This window comes from Pelagihabitans pacificus (assembly GCF_009371985.2).
GTDB classification, from domain to species: domain Bacteria; phylum Bacteroidota; class Bacteroidia; order Flavobacteriales; family Flavobacteriaceae; genus Pelagihabitans; species Pelagihabitans pacificus.
This window is the reverse complement of record NZ_VIKU02000001.1, coordinates 1,306,152-1,323,512: the sequence shown is the minus strand read 5'-3', so window position 1 is coordinate 1,323,512 and position 17,361 is coordinate 1,306,152. Positions and strand designations below refer to the sequence as shown.

Annotated in this window: 12 protein-coding genes; 7 read left to right on the top strand and 5 right to left on the bottom strand. The window is 46.1% G+C overall.

The genetic code is table 11. The features are described 5' to 3' along the window. Positions 1–29: 29 nt before the first annotated feature. From FK220_RS05825 to FK220_RS05815, 3 genes are all read right to left on the bottom strand, one after another. A complete protein-coding gene (locus tag FK220_RS05825; RefSeq protein ID WP_152573314.1) occupies positions 30–392 on the bottom strand; it encodes a DUF1304 domain-containing protein in 363 nt (120 codons plus the stop codon). A gap of 3 nt (positions 393–395) precedes the next feature. Beyond that, on the bottom strand, positions 396–935 hold the full coding sequence (locus FK220_RS05820; protein ID WP_152573313.1) for a 3-hydroxyanthranilate 3,4-dioxygenase: 540 nt from the start codon (positions 933–935) through the stop codon (positions 396–398). A gap of 109 nt (positions 936–1,044) precedes the next feature. Beyond that, positions 1,045–1,527: a CAP domain-containing protein gene (locus FK220_RS05815; RefSeq protein ID WP_152573312.1), complete on the bottom strand. Its 483-nt coding sequence runs from the start codon at positions 1,525–1,527 to the stop codon at positions 1,045–1,047. Between the two features lie 344 nt (positions 1,528–1,871). On the opposite strand from FK220_RS05815, the gene FK220_RS05810 reads away from it, so the two are divergent. Further along, positions 1,872–7,394, top strand: a complete 5,523-nt coding sequence (locus FK220_RS05810; RefSeq protein ID WP_152573311.1) for an alpha-2-macroglobulin family protein — start codon at positions 1,872–1,874, stop codon at positions 7,392–7,394. A gap of 82 nt (positions 7,395–7,476) precedes the next feature. Here FK220_RS05810 and FK220_RS05805 read toward each other — a convergent pair whose 3' ends face one another. Next, positions 7,477–7,980 (bottom strand): CvpA family protein, encoded by a 504-nt coding sequence (locus tag FK220_RS05805; RefSeq protein WP_152573310.1) that lies wholly within the window; start codon positions 7,978–7,980, stop codon positions 7,477–7,479. A 153-nt stretch (positions 7,981–8,133) separates the two neighbouring features. Between FK220_RS05805 and FK220_RS05800 the strand changes: the two genes are divergently transcribed. From FK220_RS05800 to FK220_RS05780, 5 genes are all read left to right on the top strand, one after another. Continuing rightward, a complete protein-coding gene (locus FK220_RS05800; RefSeq protein ID WP_152573309.1) occupies positions 8,134–8,490 on the top strand; it encodes a hypothetical protein in 357 nt (118 codons plus the stop codon). Between the two features lie 91 nt (positions 8,491–8,581). Further along, positions 8,582–8,899, top strand: coding sequence for an antibiotic biosynthesis monooxygenase family protein (locus tag FK220_RS05795; protein ID WP_152573308.1), 318 nt, complete (start codon positions 8,582–8,584; stop codon positions 8,897–8,899). Continuing rightward, entirely contained in the window at positions 8,874–11,342 is a 2,469-nt protein-coding gene (pbpC, locus tag FK220_RS05790) for a penicillin-binding protein 1C (protein WP_238718909.1), read from the top strand. Before FK220_RS05795 ends, pbpC begins: the two co-directional genes overlap by 26 nt. A gap of 97 nt (positions 11,343–11,439) precedes the next feature. Continuing rightward, positions 11,440–12,921: a glycerol kinase GlpK gene (gene glpK, locus FK220_RS05785; RefSeq protein WP_152573307.1), complete on the top strand. Its 1,482-nt coding sequence runs from the start codon at positions 11,440–11,442 to the stop codon at positions 12,919–12,921. A gap of 15 nt (positions 12,922–12,936) precedes the next feature. After that, complete coding sequence (locus FK220_RS05780) at positions 12,937–14,607, top strand: glycerol-3-phosphate dehydrogenase/oxidase (protein ID WP_152573306.1); 1,671 nt, start codon at positions 12,937–12,939, stop codon at positions 14,605–14,607. Positions 14,608–14,896: 289 nt separating this feature from the next. On the opposite strand, the gene FK220_RS05775 is transcribed toward FK220_RS05780, so the two are convergent. Next, on the bottom strand, positions 14,897–15,886 hold the full coding sequence (locus FK220_RS05775; RefSeq protein ID WP_238718908.1) for an NAD(P)H-dependent glycerol-3-phosphate dehydrogenase: 990 nt from the start codon (positions 15,884–15,886) through the stop codon (positions 14,897–14,899). Positions 15,887–16,214: 328 nt separating this feature from the next. On the opposite strand from FK220_RS05775, the gene FK220_RS05770 reads away from it, so the two are divergent. Beyond that, positions 16,215–17,129 carry a nicotinic acid mononucleotide adenyltransferase gene (locus tag FK220_RS05770; RefSeq protein ID WP_152573304.1) on the top strand — a complete coding sequence of 305 codons (915 nt, stop codon included), beginning with the start codon at positions 16,215–16,217 and terminating at the stop codon, positions 17,127–17,129. Positions 17,130–17,361: the final 232 nt, after the last annotated feature.

Here is a 17,361-nt window from a genome sequence, read left to right as displayed (position 1 = left end):
GAACCGTTTTTGAATAGCATGAATTTAGACTAGTTGATTAGGATGAGCCCCATAGCGATCAATGCAGGAAGGGCCTGAACAAAGAATATTTTCTTTTCTACCGAAAGGGAGCCATAGATGCCTGCGACGGCTACACATCCCAAAAAGAAAAGGGCGACGTTGGTTTTCCAAATCGTATCTTCTATGAAGAAGGTCCATATCAGTCCTGCAGCCAAAAAGCCATTGTAAAGACCTTGGTTGGCAGCCATGGGTTTGGTAGGCTCGAACAGTTCTTTCGGGAATGATCTGAAAACTTTTCGCCCCTTCGTGGTCCATGCAAACATTTCGAACCATAGAAAATACAAGTGTAAGAATGCGACGAGGCCTACCAGAATGTTGATTGCGATATCCATACGTTATTCCTCGGAGGTGAATCGTGGGTCTACCGGCATCACCGCGCCACAGTTGTCGCAAGTGCGAAGTGCTTTTGACCCATAGAAATGCTTAAAATGTGCTAGAAAGTCCTTCTCGATGTCGTTGAGGGTGAAGTAGGCCTCGTAGAGTTTGTGATTGCAACTGTCACAGAACCATAAGAGTCCGTCATCGACATTCATATCGGCCCGTTTTCGTTCGATCACCAAACCGATGCTGCCCTCGTGACGCACCGGGGAATGCGGAATTTTTGCAGGATGTAGGTACATATCACCAGGGCCTAATTTCATCGTTGTCTTTTGTCCGTCTTCCTGAATATGTACTTCGATATGTCCTTCCAACTGATAGAACAATTCCTCGGTCTCGTTATAATGATAATCTTTCCGTGCATTGGGCCCGGCTACGACCATAACGATATAATCACCGGATTCTTTATATAGATTCCTATTACCCACAGGTGGCTTTAGGGTGTCTCGGTTATCCTCTATCCATTTGTTGAGATTAAAAGGGGGTGCTACCGGCATGTTTCGGGATTTGTGATTATTAGTTTGGAGTTTTTTAAAGATAAATGCTCAACGCCAAACTAGCAACGGTTTATCCAAATTTAAGAAAACAAAACGGCTTTGCGGGGGATTATCGAAAGAAGAGTTGTGTAAAATAGTAATTGCCCGAAGCATCTTTTTTGACACTCACCGCCGTATGGGTAAACTCTCCTTCCATTGTCTTTTTATGGTTGGAGCTCTGAAGCCAGCCTTCGAACGCTTCCGTGGCGTTGGTATAGTCCTTTGCCACGTTTTCGGCGACGAATTCCGCATTCAACTCGGAGGAAAGGCTAGAAGCTCTAGAGCTGAAATTATCATGGCTCAAACTGCCTTTCGAAATCATGTAGTCATTATGTTGGTCGGCATATTTCTGGGCTTCAGAACTATAATCCAAAGCGTTATAACCCAACGCCAGACGATGATCGTTTATGACACTCAATAGTTCTTGTTCAACGATACGATCGTTCTCGGCTTCCGGGACAATCCCGGTTTCCCCCACATATGTTTCTTTGGTGCAAGATGTCGCCAACACTACGAAACATACCATAATGGTATATCGCAATCTCATTTTCATACAACGTTCTAAATTGTAAGTAGGCGTTCTATAAGTAGGTAGCGAAGATTGGGGGTTCTCGTGTTCTTTTATTGAAGCGGGGAGCTTTCAATGATGTAATGATAGAAAAAATTAGGCAACCGATTAAATAAAAGGTAATTTATTCGATGAACTGCACAGTTGTCGAAAGTCTTTGTAGGTCAAAAGAGACGTATTTGATAGTACGATGGTTTTCAACCACCAGACAATACGAAAGCTACAGGTTGCGTTGTAATATAGAACGGGGTATACGGGGCAACATTTTCACGGTATAAGGGGATGGGTTTTGTTTGAAACTCCATTACTTTTGAACAAAACGGTTATTTATGAAGATCAAACCCTTTTTTCGTTTTTCATTACTCCTGCTTTTTACGTTCGGATGTACCCCAAAAAAAGAAACAATCGGGGAACAGCTCGACAACATCAATAAATATCAAGAATACATAAGTCAAGTATCACATGGCATTATTTCCGCCCAAAGTGATGTTCGGGTTGTGCTTACCAATCCTATCGATTCTTGGAGCAAGGGGGATGAGCTCGAAAGGCACCTTCTTACAGCGACCCCCAGTGTTAAAGGAAAAGTCGCGGCACTGGATAACAGGACCATTGCTTTCGTACCCGAGAAAGGCTTTAAACAAGATAGCGAGTACGAATTCACGCTCGCCCTCGACGAGTTGGTAGCCGAAACACCTCGTGAACTTCGTACCTTTCACTTTAAGGTGAAAACACTGAAGCAGGAGTTCAATGTCTATACCGATGCCTTGCAGTCGTACTCCAAGAACCATCAATACATAAACGGGCAGATTAAGACGGCCGATATAATGTCTTTGGAGACTATTAAAAAACTCATCGCCGTCAAACGCGAAGGTAAAACCATCGACCCCAAGTTCGAAAATGCCGTAGAAATGGGCAACCAGTTCGCTTTTAGGATCGATAGTATCCAACGGTTCGAAGAGGATTCCGAACTGCAAGTTTCTTGGGACGGCGCCCAGTTCGATATTGAAAGCAAGGGATCAAACACCATCAGGATTCCCGGTAAGAATAACTTTACCGTTTTGAGTACGACCGTAGAGACAGGTGGGAATGCGGTGGTACTCGTCAATTTTTCCGACCCTGTGAAAAAGGGGCAAAATTTCAAGGGGTTGGTGGTTCTGGAAAGTGATGATAACCCTAAATACGCCATTGAGGGGAATACGCTTAAAGTCTATCCTTCCAAAGAAATTTTAGGTACCGTACAACTGGAGGTTTTTGAGGGTATCGAAAGTACCGACGGTTATAAACTGAGGTCCAAGTACACCGAAGGTGTTGCCTTCGAGCAATTAAAACCACAGGTACGTTTGCTTTCGAACGGGACCATTCTCCCCTCTTCGAGCAACTTGAAAATCAACTTTGAAACGGTCAACCTAAAAACGGTCGAAGTGTCGGTCTATAAGATTTATGGGAACAACATACTACAGTTTTTACAGACCAACAATATCAATGGCAGCAGCGATTTAAGAGCGGTCGCTAGACCTATTGTCAAAAAAAGAATACCACTGCAAAACATTCTTTCAAATACCGTTAGCAAGTGGTCGGCCAACGCCCTAGACCTAAGAACCTTGATTTCGCCCGAAGTAGGGGCCATTTACCGCGTGGAATTTACTTTTGGTCCGCACGACAGTGCCTATACGTGTGATACTGCCAATTTTGACCCGCAAGAGGAAGCTGAGGAAGATTTTGACGAGGAAGATGAAAACAGTTCGTGGGATGGGGTCGAGGAGTATTACTACGAAGACTACTATTACGATTATAATTGGAATGAACGTGAGAACCCTTGTGACAAGTCTTATTATTATGATAAGAAGGTAGGTATGAACGTACTGGCCTCCGATATTGGGGTTACGGTGAAGAGAGGAATCAATAAAAGCTATTTTGTCGCGGTTACCGATATTCTGAATACCAACCCGATCGCGGGTGCGAAGGTGACCTTTTACAACTACCAGCAGCAGGATATGGCCACGGCGATTACCGATGTCGATGGCACCATCATCTATGACGCCGATAAGCCCGTCTATTTTGCGGTCGTAGAAAACAATGGACAAAAAACCTACTTGAAACTGAATGATGGCAATGCCCTTTCGGTGAGCAAGTTCAGGGTGGCCGGAGTGGAATTGAAAAAGGGACTCAAAGGGTTCATTTTTGGTGAACGGGGCGTTTGGCGACCGGGAGATTCAATTTTCCTTTCTTTTATGTTGAATGACACCGCCAACGAGTTGCCCGAAAACCATCCTGTAAAACTCGAATTGCTCGACCCCTATAACAAAGTGGTGTATCGGGAGGTAAAGACGAACGGGGTCGACAACTTCTATCAATTTAATCTGAAGACCGACGAAAATGCACCCACCGGAAATTGGACGGCAAAGGTTTCGGTCGGGGGAGCTTCCTTCACCAAGACCGTTAAGATCGAGACGATCAAACCCAATAGATTGAAGATCAAGACCGATTTTGAGGATGCAATTTTGAACGGGAAAAAACCCATCACCGGATCAATGGAGGTAAAATGGCTGCATGGAGCTGTTGCCAAAAACTTGAAAGCCGATATCACGGCCAAGTTCAATCCGATCACGACCACATTTGAATCCTTCCCGGGTTACACTTTTGATGATCCTACCCGCCGGTTCTCGGTGGAAGACCAAGTGGTGTTCGACGGAAAGGTGGATCAACAGGGCAAGACCCGCTTCAGCCTCGATCCACAATTGAACAGTCAGGCTCCGGGCATGTTGCAAGCCGCTTTTATTGCGAAGGTCTATGAAAATGGGGGAGATTTCAGTACCGATGTCTTTACGAAACCCTATTCGCCCTACGATACTTATATCGGTTTGAACGTCCCAAAAGGCGATCAAACAAGGGGCATGCTCTTGACCGATACCCCGCATACGTTTGAAGTGGTCACGGTTGATGAAAAAGGGACAGCAAAAGCAGTCAAGAATTTAAAGGTATCGGTGCACAAGGTAGAATGGCGCTGGTGGTGGGATACTTCGAACAACAACCTGTCGAACTACAGCAGCAGTCGCTACCACCGAGAGGTATTCAATCGAACCATCAGTACAGGTGCCAACGGAAAAGCAAGTTTCCAATTTGAATTAAAATACCCCGAATGGGGAAGGTATTTGGTCCGCGTAGAAGACCCCTCCGGAGGGCATGCCACCGGGAAGGCCGTTTATATCGACTGGCCGGGCTGGGCCGGAAAATCTAGGAAGGCCGACCCTGAAGCGGCCACCATGTTGGTTTTTTCAACGGATAAGGAAACCTACAATGTAGGGGAAACCGCTACGGTCACTTTTCCAAGTTCGCAGGGGTCCCGGGCCTTGGTGACCGTGGAGAACGGAACCGAAGTACTGAAATCACGGTGGGTAGAGACGAAAAAGGATGAGACCAAGTTTCAATTGCCAATCGATGCCCTTTACACACCCAACATCTTTATCCATATTTCGTTATTACAACCGCACGCAACTTCCTTGAACGATAATCCCATCAGGTTATACGGTGTGATGCCGGTATCGGTGGAAAATCCAGCGACCAGGATACGACCGGTCATCAACATGCCCGAAGTATTGCGGCCCGAGGAGACCATCACCGTAAAGGTTCGCGAAGAGCAGAAAAAGCCAATGACCTATACCATTGCGATTGTAGACGAGGGCCTGTTAGACCTTACCCGATTTAAGACACCGAACCCTTGGGATACATTCTACGCACACGAGGCACTGGGAGTAAAGACATGGGATGTATACGATGACGTCATCGGTGCCTTTGGTGGCCGTATCGATCAGGTTTTTGCCATCGGTGGTGACGGTGCCCTAGCAGGGGCAAAGAACAAAAAAGCAAACCGTTTTGAACCGATGGTAGTGCATCTGGGCCCTTTCAGATTAAACGAAGGAGAAACAAAATCACATGAAATAAAGATTCCGAAATACGTGGGTTCCGTTCGCACCATGGTTGTCGCCGGAGATGTGGGGAAGGAGGCCTATGGAATGGCGGAAAAAACAACACCGGTCCGAAAACCTTTGATGGTCTTGGCATCCTTACCTAGAAAAATCACTCCTGGGGAAAAGGTGACCCTGCCCGTTACTGTTTTTGCGATGGAAAAGAAGGTAAAGAACGTAACCCTAAAATTGAAGCAAGATCCATCGTTCAAGATCGTAGGCGGTGACACCCGATCGCTCACCTTTGCCCAACCCGATGAACAAATGGCCTATTTTGAGTTGGAGGTGGCCGATTTTAAAGGAATTGGAAACGTAGTCGTCGAAGCTTCCGGTAATGGGGAAAAAGCCTCATTCGAAATACCCATCGATGTGGTGAACCCCAATCCGATGACGACCGAAATGCAGCAGGTGATACTCGAACCAAATGCCACAAGGTCCATTGATTTGGAAACCTTTGGAATTGTCGGGAGCAATTCGGCCCAGGTCGAGTTCTCAACGCTTCCGCCCATGAATTTCAACGGGCGCATGCAATACCTTATCCGGTATCCCCATGGATGTGTGGAGCAGACTACTTCGGGCGCTTTTCCCCAGCTATATTTAGCCGACATCTTTGATCTGGACGGAAATCGGAAACAGAAAATTCAGCAAAATATAGACCGGGCCATCAAACGTTTGGGAGGCTTTCAAAATCCTACCGGCGGGTTCGCCTACTGGCCGGGCCAGAATACTTCCAATGATTGGGGTACCAGTTATGCCGGACATTTTCTGTTGGAAGCCGAAAGGAAAGGCTATGTATTGCCCATAGGTTTTAAATCCAGTTGGGTCAAGTACCAACAGAATACGGCCAAGCAATGGCGGGTGGGCAACAATTATTCCGATCTGGCACAGGCCTATCGATTATACACCCTGGCCCTATCGGGTAATGCCGATGTCGCCAGCATGAACCGTATGCGCGAAACCAGCGGACTTACCAATGAAGCGAAATTCCGTTTGGCAGCAACCTATGGACTTATTGGACAGTTGAATGTAGCGAAGGAAATTCTAAGCACTGCCCGTATCAATTTCGATAACAATCGCAATGACTACTACACCTACGGTTCGCCAGACCGGAATAGCGCGATGGCCTTGGAAACCTATATCTTGCTCAAGGATACTTCGAAAGCCCAGGAGTTGGCCAAGACCATTGCCAAGCGCCTCTCCGAGCGTTCCTATATGAGCACCCAAAGTACGGCCTATAGTCTGTTGGCCATGGCGAAGTTTGCCGAAATGGTCGGAGGGAAAGGCATTAAGGCATCCGCAACCATCAATGGAAAATCGGAGCATGTGACAACGTCCAAAACCTTAGCGAGTCGGGCACTTGCTATCCAAAAAGGCACTAATAGCGTACAACTCAAAAATTTGGAAGGCAACTCACTTTTTGTCAATATCATCAACAATGGCATTTTGCCGGTAGGCGAGGAGAAGACCATGCAAAACAACCTTTCGGCCCAAATCGTATTTAAAGGCCGCAACGGTTCGGCATTGGATGTTTCACAGGTATCACAGGGGACTGATTTCGTTGCCGAAGTTACCTTGACCAATACCACGGACAAAATGATTCGGGATATGGCACTGACGGAGATTTTCCCAAGCGGATGGGAAATTGTAAACACGCGTTTCACGGATTTTGGGGATTTTGCGGACAATCAAGTGACCTATACCGATATTCGGGACGACCGTTCTAATTTCTATTTCGATATGAAAAAGAACGAGACCAAGACATTTAGGGTAATGTTGAACGCTTCCTATTTAGGGCGTTACTATCTACCCGGTATTCAAGCCGAAGCCATGTACGATAATGAGTATGTGCTAAGGACCAAGGGACGATGGGTAGAGGTTGTGAAATAGTAAAGTTCAAGCAGAAGAAGGTGTCAAGTTTAATAGGATTAGAGTATAAGGTGCAAGCTTGAGGAAACTTTTGTAGGATGGCTTATTGAATTTCTTGTTCTTCCTCCCCCTTCAACACCTTGGAAAACACGAGGGCCCCGATTTCTTTCACAGGCTCGTACAAAACCGATTGTGCTTTGGTTTCTTCACTGATAAAGCCGATGCTACTGTTCATCCGGTCAAAAAATACCAATAAGGCGCCTAGAATTACGGCGACTTTTAACATGCCGAAGATTCCACCTGCGATTTTGTTCAGGAGTCCCAGCATAGCGAAATCCGCTATTTTGGTCAGTAGTTTTCCGGCTAGGTGAACGACCACGACAATGATAATAAAGGTGATGATAAAAGCGACCAGGTTGATATAATTCTCCTCCCATTGCATATTGTTGGCGAGGTAATTCCCCGCGATATAGGAGAAATGAATAGCTCCAAAAATACCCGCGATCAAGGCGATTATCGAGGCGATTTCTACAAAGAGTCCGTTTTTAAGGCCTCTCCAAAGACCCCAAATCAACAGGATTCCTAAAACGATATCTAAAAATGCCATAACGTATAAGTTTTCATCCCGACCGAAGCGTCGGGATTGTTCAATGGGTTGTTTTGACCATACAACAACAGACAGTTTGTCAAAACTGGTTTCACCAACAAATGTAGTATTTTGATTTGTACCTTTGAATTTCGATCAGTCACTTAAAAGTAAATGTCACGAGATAATCAATTAAAGGAACGATGGGACCTACTGGTCGAGAAACTGTCGAACCAATTTTCCGATGGGGATCCCTTGGAACTGGATAGCATCATTTATTTGGTCGGGGTTCAGGAATTGGGCCAATACCACAGAAAATATAAGAAAGATCAAAAACTCGATCTGATGCATATTGCCATCTGTCGCCTGTTGGAACCTTATGGCTACTACGAATTCGATTTTTTCGATGAGGAGGGCTGGCCGCACTATACCATCAAGGAAGAGTTGCCTCCATTAAAGGCAGGGGAACAGTCGGTGTTGATGAAAGAGGCGATTGTGGGGTATTTTTTGGAGAAAGAGTATATCATCTAGCCAATACGCCGTTATTTCGAGTACAAGGAATACCACGCTGCATATTCGATAGGTTCCTCCCATTGGTCGGAATGACCGAATAGGATAAAACATGAAAAAAAACAAACCGTACTACGCCGTCATCTTCACCTCTACCCGAACGAATGTAGACAATGGCTACGCCGAAATGGCCGAGGCAATGGAAACCTTGGCAAAGCAACAACCTGGATTCTTGGGTGTTGAAAGTGCTCGATCAGCCGTGGGTATTACCGTCAGCTATTGGGAAAGCTTGGAAGCCATTTCCCGTTGGAAGGCCCATACCGACCACGTATTCGCACAACAACAAGGCATAAAAGATTGGTATAGTTGGTACAAGGTGCGAATTTGTTTGGTCGAGCGGGAGTATGATTTTAAAAAAGTCCCCTCTTAATGAGAAAAAGGCTCATTTCACCTTGAACCCTATCGAACAGTTATCCAACATGCGAAAACCCTCCACCTCCTCGGGAGGGGCTAGGGGACGACCTCCCAAGTGGGATGCGTTTCGTTTCTTAAAATCGCATCCCAAAAAGTTCATCGCTTTCACACTACTACTTATTGCCTACTACTTCTGCCTTCCTAACAACCTTTTCAAAACCCCGACCGCGACGGTGGTTGAAAGCCGGAAGGGGACCTTGCTGGGCGCACGGATCGCGGATGACGGGCAATGGCGGTTCCCAGGGGTAGACAGCGTTCCGAAAAAATTCAAGACGTGTCTGTTGGAATTTGAGGATGCTTATTTTTATCGACATCCCGGTTTTAACCCGGTATCGATGGCCAAGGCCCTAAGCGCCAATATCTCGGCAGGAAAAACGGTGCGCGGGGGAAGCACCATCACCCAACAGGTCATCCGTCTATCGCGAAAAGGCAAGACCCGTTCCTATTTTGAAAAGGCCATTGAACTCGTGTTGGCCACGCGATTGGAGCTTCGTTATTCCAAAGAAGATATTCTGGGACTCTACGCCAGTCATGCCCCCTTTGGCGGTAATGTCGTGGGCCTCGACGTGGCGGCTTGGCGTTATTTCGGACTCCGTCCGCATCAATTATCCTGGGCCGAATCGGCTACCTTGGCAGTACTTCCCAATGCTCCCAGCCTTATTTATCCCGGTAAAAATCAGCAAAGGCTTCTGGCGAAGCGGAATCGGTTGCTAAGGAAATTGTTCGATAAGGAAATCATTGATAAAACTACCTACGACCTAGCCCTTTTGGAGCGCCTTCCCCAAAAGCCCTATCCGCTACCCAAAATAGCTCCCCATTTGGTACAGTACATGACCAAGACCTATAAAGGAAGAAGGGTTGCGACCACCTTGGATGAAAATCTACAACGAAGCGTCAATGCAATCGTGCACAAACACCATCGTCGTCTTCGACAAAACCAGGTACATAATGCAGCCGTTTTGGTGATGGATGTCGCCACACGACAAGTACTTTCGTACGTGGGCAATACCCCGACCACCAAAGAACATCAAAAAGATGTGGATATGGTGCAGGCGAACCGTAGTACAGGCAGTGTAATGAAACCCCTGCTCTATGCCGCCATGATGGATGCAGGGGAACTGCTTCCTGATATGCTGGTTCCCGATGTGCCGACACAAATTGCCGGTTACACGCCCGAAAATTTCAATCAGGACTATAGCGGAGCGGTCGAAGCCAAAAAGGCCCTGGCCCGTTCGTTGAATATTCCTGCGGTACGATTGTTACAGGGTTACGGACTCGAAAAGTTCCGAGATCAGCTCGATTTTTTTGAGCTGGGTGGAATTGACAAACCGGCCGACCACTATGGGCTGACACTCATCCTGGGCGGTGCGGAAAGCAATTTGTGGGACCTGTGCAAAACCTATGCGAATATGGCATCGACCGTAAACCATTTCAATGCATCTTCCAGTGAATATTTCGAAAAGGAATATTCCAATCCGGTCTTGATGAAAGACCAAGTAGTCGCTTTTGGTGGATTGTCTACCGAAAAGACCATTTTCGATGCCGGAAGTACATACCTTACTTTCGAGGCAATGAAAGAGGTGAATCGCCCAGAGGGTGATGAATCCTGGCAGTTTTATGATAGTAGCAAGGAAATTGCATGGAAAACCGGCACCAGCTTTGGTAATAAAGATGCTTGGGCTATTGGCATTACTAAAGACTATGTGGTCGGTGTTTGGGTGGGGAATGCCGATGGGGAAGGGCGCCCGAATATGACCGGTGTATCGAGCGCCGCACCCATTTTGTTCGACGTGTATGATGTGCTTCCGACCAGTTCTTGGTTCGAAAAACCGTTGGATGGGTTTGTCGAAATCGACGTATGCGCGAGAAGTGGTTATTTGGCCAGCGAATCGTGTCCCATTAAGACGATTTCCATTCCTAACAAAAAGAACTACGTCGGGGTCTGTAGGTATCATCAGATGGTACACTTGGACCCCAAACGACAATTTCGGGTGAATTCGTCTTGCGCCGATCTTTCCCAAACCGTTTCCGAATCGTGGTTCTCCTTGCCGCCGTTGATGGGGTTTTACTACAAGAGAACGCATCCCGAATACAGAACACTGCCTCCTTTTCGCGAAGATTGCCGGCGAACCGATGTTCCTACGATGGAATTCATCTATCCCAAAAATGGAAGTCGCATCAGCCTCACCAAAAATTTTGAGGGGAACACCAACGAACTCGTCTTAAAGCTTGCCCATATCAAGCCTGAAACTCCCGTATTTTGGTATTTGGATGACACCTTTATTTCTGAGACCAGGAATTATCACGAAATCGGATTGGTTCCTTCGATTGGAACGCATCGCATTACGGTGATAGATACTCTTGGAAATGAAGTTTTTGTTACGATAACGATAGAGTAGCATCCCTTTTTTGTGAACGCTGTTTAATGTCCTATATTTACGTGATTCACTGCATCTTACTTGTCCCAAACAGTCGAATCTAACTAAAATCGAGTGTATGAATTATGTTATTTCCCTTGATCAGGGCACCACGAGTTCCCGTGCCTTGCTGGTCGACGAAGAAGGCCAAATACAAGGCATGGTACAAAAGGAATTCAAACAGATTTTCCCCAAGTCGGGCTGGGTAGAGCACGATGCCAAAGAGATTCTGGCATCACAGCTGGCAGTGCTTAACGAGTTGATTGAAAAAGAAGGAGTAGCTGTTTCCGATATCAAGGCTATCGGCATCACCAACCAGCGGGAAACCACGGTGGTTTGGGATAGGAATACGGGAGAGCCCATATATAATGCCATCGTATGGCAAGACAAACGAACCGCCGATATCTGTGAGCATTTGACCAATAGTGGCCTTACCGAACACGTGCGAAAAACGACCGGGCTGGTCATCGACTCTTATTTTTCTGGAACCAAGGTAAAATGGATGCTGGACAACGTAGCGGGTGCCAGGGCAAAGGCGGAAAATAGAGAGCTGCTTATGGGAACCATCGATAGTTGGCTCGTTTGGAACATGACCGGAGGTAAGAACCATGTGACCGATTATACCAATGCCTCCCGTACGATGATTTACGATATCGTAAATCTTCGGTGGGATGATAAGATGTTGGAGGCCCTTGGAATCCCAAAAAGCATGCTGCCCGAGGTAAAGCCCTCGGCCTCTCATTTTGGGGATTATGAGTTGGAGGGTACTTCGATACCCATTGCCGGAATTGCCGGAGATCAGCAGGCCGCACTATTCGGACAGGCCTGTTTTCAAGAGGGAACCGCAAAAAACACCTATGGCACCGGATGCTTTATGTTGATGAATACGGGGGAAACGCCCCGATTCTCTAAAAACGGCTTGTTGACTACCATTGCCTATGGCTTGGACGGGAAGGTGAACTACGCCTTTGAGGGAAGTATATTCATCGCTGGAGCCGCGATTCAATGGCTAAGAGACGGATTGGAACTCATCAAAGACGCCAAGGAGACCGAGGCGTTGGCCGATTCCGTTGAAGGGGAAAACCCGGTCTATGTGGTGCCGGCCTTTGCCGGTTTGGGTGCTCCCTATTGGGATATGTATGCGCGCGGAGCCATCTTCGGGCTTACCCGCGATACAGGAAAGGCCCATTTGGCGAAAGCCACCCTGGAATCGTTGGCCTACCAGACCAAGGATATCTTAAAAGCGATGGAGGAAGATTCCGGGATACAGTTGGAAAACCTTCGTGTGGACGGGGGTGCATGTGCCAACAATCATTTGATGCAATTCCAAGCCGATATCTTGGACACCGAGGTGCATCGACCCGAAGTCATCGAATCTACGGCGATGGGAGCCGCTTTTTTGGCTGGAATCCAGGTAGGCTTATGGACGCAACAAGACATCGACCAGAACCGCCCGATGAACCGAATTTTTAAACCTACGTTTGACCGGGTAAAACGCAAACGCCTGTACGACAAATGGCAAAAAGCCGTGGAGCGTACCAAGGGGTGGGAAGAACAATAAGAAACAAAAAATTGCATGAAAGGAAACATCAAATTCTCAAACTTGGATAGAACGGAAACAGTCGAAAAACTCTCGAAAGAAGAATTCGATTTAGTCGTCATCGGCGGTGGAATCACAGGCGGTGGAATCGCTTTGGATGCGGCCTCCCGTGGACTTAAAGTGGCCTTGGTCGAAAAAGGCGATTTCGCCTCGGGCACTAGTAGTAAATCCACCAAATTGATTCATGGTGGCTTGCGGTATTTAAAGCAATTCGATTTTTGGTTGGTAAAGGAAGTAGGCTCCGAGCGGGCAATCGTGCATAAATTGGCTCCCCATTTGGTATTGCCCGAAAAGATGTTATTGCCCCTGATCGAAAACGGATCTTATGGCAAATGGTTGACCTCGATCGGTCTCAAAGTCTATGACATTTTAGCACAGGTGACAGGGGACGATAAGCGTAAAATGCTCGAGAAAAAGGAAGCGTTAAAACTGGAGCCCCTGTTGCCCAAAAAAATTCTGAAAGGTGCTGGATATTATGCGGAATACCGTACCGATGATGCACGCTTGACAATCGAAAACATCAAGACCAGTCTGCAGTACGGGGCTTTAGCGCTCAACTATGCCGAGGTAACCGATTTTCTGTATAACAACGATACCATTGCCGGAGTAACAATCAAGGATGCCATCACGGGAGATTCGTTCCAAATCAAGTCAAAATATGTCATCAGTGCTGCGGGACCATGGGTTGACGAGCTGCGTAGCGTAAATAATTCCAAAAAGGGAAAACGCTTGCATTTGACCAAAGGCGTTCATTTGGTATTTCCCAAAGAAAGATTACCCGTGAAACAGTCGGTCTATTTCGACGTTCCCGATGGGCGCATGATGTTCGCCATACCCAGGGGAAAAGTTACCTATATAGGAACTACCGACACGAATTACCGAGATGACAAAGACCGCGTCCGTACAGACATGGCCGATGCCATCTATTTGATTTCGGCAGTAAACAACATGTTCCCCAGCATTGAATTGGAGATGGAAGATATCGTTTCTTCGTGGGCCGGACTCCGACCCTTGATTCATGAAGAAGGTAAATCGGCTTCCGAATTGTCGCGTAAGGATGAGATCTTTACTTCCGATAGTGGTTTGATCAGTATTGCTGGCGGAAAGTTGACCGGGTACCGTAAAATGGCCGAGCGGGTAGTGGACCGTATTGCCAAAAAAATGGAAGAAGACTACGGCCAAAAAATCAAGGAATGTACCACCGATGCGATTCCATTGGCCGGGAACGTGGACTTTAAGAAATTTAAGCATGTCACCAAATACATCGATGAGGTCTATGAGCGAATCAAATTGGACGGTTTCGAAAAATATACAGCTTGGTTCCTCGTAACTAATTACGGGAAGCAGACGGAAGCGATTTTGGATACCTATGCGAGTCTGAATGATACGGACAATGCCATCCGCTTGGCAAAGGCCGAGCTACGGTTTGGCATCAATCATGAAATGGTACAGAATCCGATGGATTTCTTTATCCGCAGAACCGGACGGTTGTATTTTGATATTGACAGTGTTCGTTCGCTTATGGAACCGCTTTTGGAAGAATTTAAGGTAATTTATAAAGTAGACGACGCACAATTGCTTCAATGGAAGGAAACACTACAGCACGAGTTGGAAGAACATTCCAATTTTTCACTGGAGCGGGTTTAAGTCTTTAGCTGCGTCATACAAATTGTTTGACTTTATAAGAAATCCTGTGAACGAATATGCTATAAAAGTCTTCGACAGGCTTAGTAGGACAGTAAGTGTTCCTAGTTTCCGCATAAGGCCAAATAATGACTAAAATGTCAGTCCGAGCTTGTCATGGACCATGTATTGGAGTAGCTTTAACTTTCTTCAGTACGAGCGTTTTGCTGTTTCCCACTTGCTGGGTGCAGGCAGGTTCGACGCGGTATCTTGCCTTCAATAGGCTACCGGCCCATTCGATTGAAAGCAAATGTCAATCCAACTTCTCCGTCAACGCCTTAAAAACCTTTTTTGCATCCTTCCCCTCATAGAGTACTGCATGGACGGCGTCGATAATCGGTGTCTTGACCTTTTTTTTGAAGGTCGCTTTTAGTTTATAGGCACTTTCGGCGGCGTAATAGCCTTCGGCTACCATCCGCATTTCCATTTGGGCACTCTTTACGGTATAGCCCTTACCGATCATATTTCCGAACATACGATTACGGCTAAAGGTTGAATAGCCCGTTACCAAAAGGTCGCCCAAATAGGCGGAGTCATTAATGTTCCGGTCAATTTTGTGAATACGCTTTGTAAAACGTTTCATTTCCCGAATGGCGTTACTCATCAACACACTTTGGAAATTGTCACCATACCCGAGTCCGTGCGCGATACCAGCGGCAATGGCATAAATATTCTTGAGCATGGCGGCATATTCGGTACCGATAATATCCTTGGTAATTTTGGTTTTTATATAGCTACTGGCAAGATTATCGGCCACGTATTGGGCCTTCTCTTGGTCGGCACAAGCAATTGTAAGGTAGGATAACCGCTCTAGGGCCACCTCCTCGGCATGGCAGGGACCAGTAATGACCCCTATGTTCTTAAAGGGAATGTCATATTTTTCGTGAAAATGTTCCCCAACTATCAATCCGCTCTCGGGAACTATTCCCTTGATGGCGGAGAATACGATTTTATCTTTCAACGAAACGGTCAGTTTTTGTAACTCTGTTTCCAAAAAAGCGGAGGGAATCGCAAAAATCAAGATATCGGCTTTTTCGATGGCCGTATTGATATCATCTGTCAATTCCAACTTATCCGTATCGAAGGTGACGGAAGTCAAGTAGTTCGGATTGTGTTTTTGGATTTTGAGAAATCCGATGGCATCCGAATTGCGCATATACCAACCTACTTTTTCCTGATTGACCAAGAGCATTTTTACAATGGCGGTGGCCCAGCTACCGCCGCCCAGCACGGCAAATTTCATAGTCTGTATTATAGTTAATTTTCATTTCCATGAAGATGGAAATCTTAAGGTCGGATGAACGCATCCGACCGTTTGTTCTGTTTACTCGATAATCGAGATTTAAAATGCTCCGACGCTTGCCCGCCTGAACGTTGGTCGGGCAGGCGTCGAAATCAAAATTAAATTTCATTTCAATGCCTACAGGGCTTGCCCCGAGGTGGTTTACTAAAAATTTCAGCACCAAAAGTAATCAAATAAAAAATTCAAATTTTAAACACTGATTATCAGTCGGTTAAAAAATATGGCATGGAGCTTGTTTTAAATAAAAGGAATCATAAAACGAAAGCGTATGAAAGCGATAAGACTACTTCTAGGATTTGTAATGGTCGGAACCTTACTGACCTCTTGTTATACCGAAGTCATCATCGAGGATGAATTTATCGAGGAATCGGCTTTTAATACCGATCAGGTGTTGCGTTCGTATGATTTGTGGTATGTTGATATCAATGCGACCCGAGGTAACGGCGAGGTTCCTTTCCTGCAGAGGGCATTTACCATTTCCTTCGTGAACGGAACGGTGTATGCCAATAACAATATTGTCGGTATCGGGAAAACCGGAAACGGATTAGGGATTGATGTTGGGTATTACAGTACGCTTCGGGGAACGGTTGAAATCGATCATGATGTCGACGGACTTTGGCTGTTGGATGTATTTGCGGTAAATGGGAATACCATCGAATTGCGAGATCCACGTTCCAATACCTCCTATTTTCTAAATGGTTATCAAGCCAATAATTTTGACTATGACTTTGTCTTCTACGACAACATCAATTACTTACTACAGGAGTATGATGCCTGGGAGAAAGTATACACGAGCGAGGAAGGAGCGATTAACGACTTTGATGACGAGAACTATTTGCAGTTTTTACCATCCTTTTTCAAATCATCGGTAGATGCCCCTGGTACACCGGTTTCCAACCTGCAGTGGGATTTTGAGGGCAATTATCAGGTGTATGACGTAGAAAACGATGAAATGCTCAAAACTTTAACACTTGCTTACGACTTCATGGGCAATGATTACTTTGAACTCTACGTTATTAATGACAGTACTATCGAGTTGTATCATCCAGATAGCGGAACGGTCTATGAGTTTCGAGGAAGGGGGTACAATGAGTATCTGAAATCGGATAAAAATTCGATTGATAAAAAGAGACAAAAAACTTCGAATCCTATAATGAAGGTAAAGCGAAGTAGAAAAAAATAATAATTTTTTTGGTTGGTTATTTAGTTAGGAATCGCCCTGGACATTATGTTCGGGGCGGTTCTTTTTAATGAGGCCCTGTATTATGAAGGGCATCGCCCGCACATAAGACAGTAGACCGAATTAACCCCGACCGATAGCGTCGGGGTCTCCGGGGTTTCCCAAGTTTCGTCCCCGACAGGGCATCGCCCGCACATAAGACAGTAGACCGAACCCTGACGCTCACGGTCATGGC

Coding starts and splice junctions, on each gene's coding strand:
- FK220_RS05825 (WP_152573314.1), bottom strand. CDS start 392: ATGGATATCGCAATCAACATTCTGGTAGGCCTCGTCGCATTCTTACAC.
- FK220_RS05820 (WP_152573313.1), bottom strand. CDS start 935: ATGCCGGTAGCACCCCCTTTTAATCTCAACAAATGGATAGAGGATAAC.
- FK220_RS05815 (WP_152573312.1), bottom strand. CDS start 1,527: ATGAAAATGAGATTGCGATATACCATTATGGTATGTTTCGTAGTGTTG.
- FK220_RS05810 (WP_152573311.1), top strand. CDS start 1,872: ATGAAGATCAAACCCTTTTTTCGTTTTTCATTACTCCTGCTTTTTACG.
- FK220_RS05805 (WP_152573310.1), bottom strand. CDS start 7,980: ATGGCATTTTTAGATATCGTTTTAGGAATCCTGTTGATTTGGGGTCTT.
- FK220_RS05800 (WP_152573309.1), top strand. CDS start 8,134: ATGTCACGAGATAATCAATTAAAGGAACGATGGGACCTACTGGTCGAG.
- FK220_RS05795 (WP_152573308.1), top strand. CDS start 8,582: ATGAAAAAAAACAAACCGTACTACGCCGTCATCTTCACCTCTACCCGA.
- pbpC (WP_238718909.1), top strand. CDS start 8,874: ATGATTTTAAAAAAGTCCCCTCTTAATGAGAAAAAGGCTCATTTCACC.
- glpK (WP_152573307.1), top strand. CDS start 11,440: ATGAATTATGTTATTTCCCTTGATCAGGGCACCACGAGTTCCCGTGCC.
- FK220_RS05780 (WP_152573306.1), top strand. CDS start 12,937: ATGAAAGGAAACATCAAATTCTCAAACTTGGATAGAACGGAAACAGTC.
- FK220_RS05775 (WP_238718908.1), bottom strand. CDS start 15,886: ATGAAATTTGCCGTGCTGGGCGGCGGTAGCTGGGCCACCGCCATTGTA.
- FK220_RS05770 (WP_152573304.1), top strand. CDS start 16,215: ATGAAAGCGATAAGACTACTTCTAGGATTTGTAATGGTCGGAACCTTA.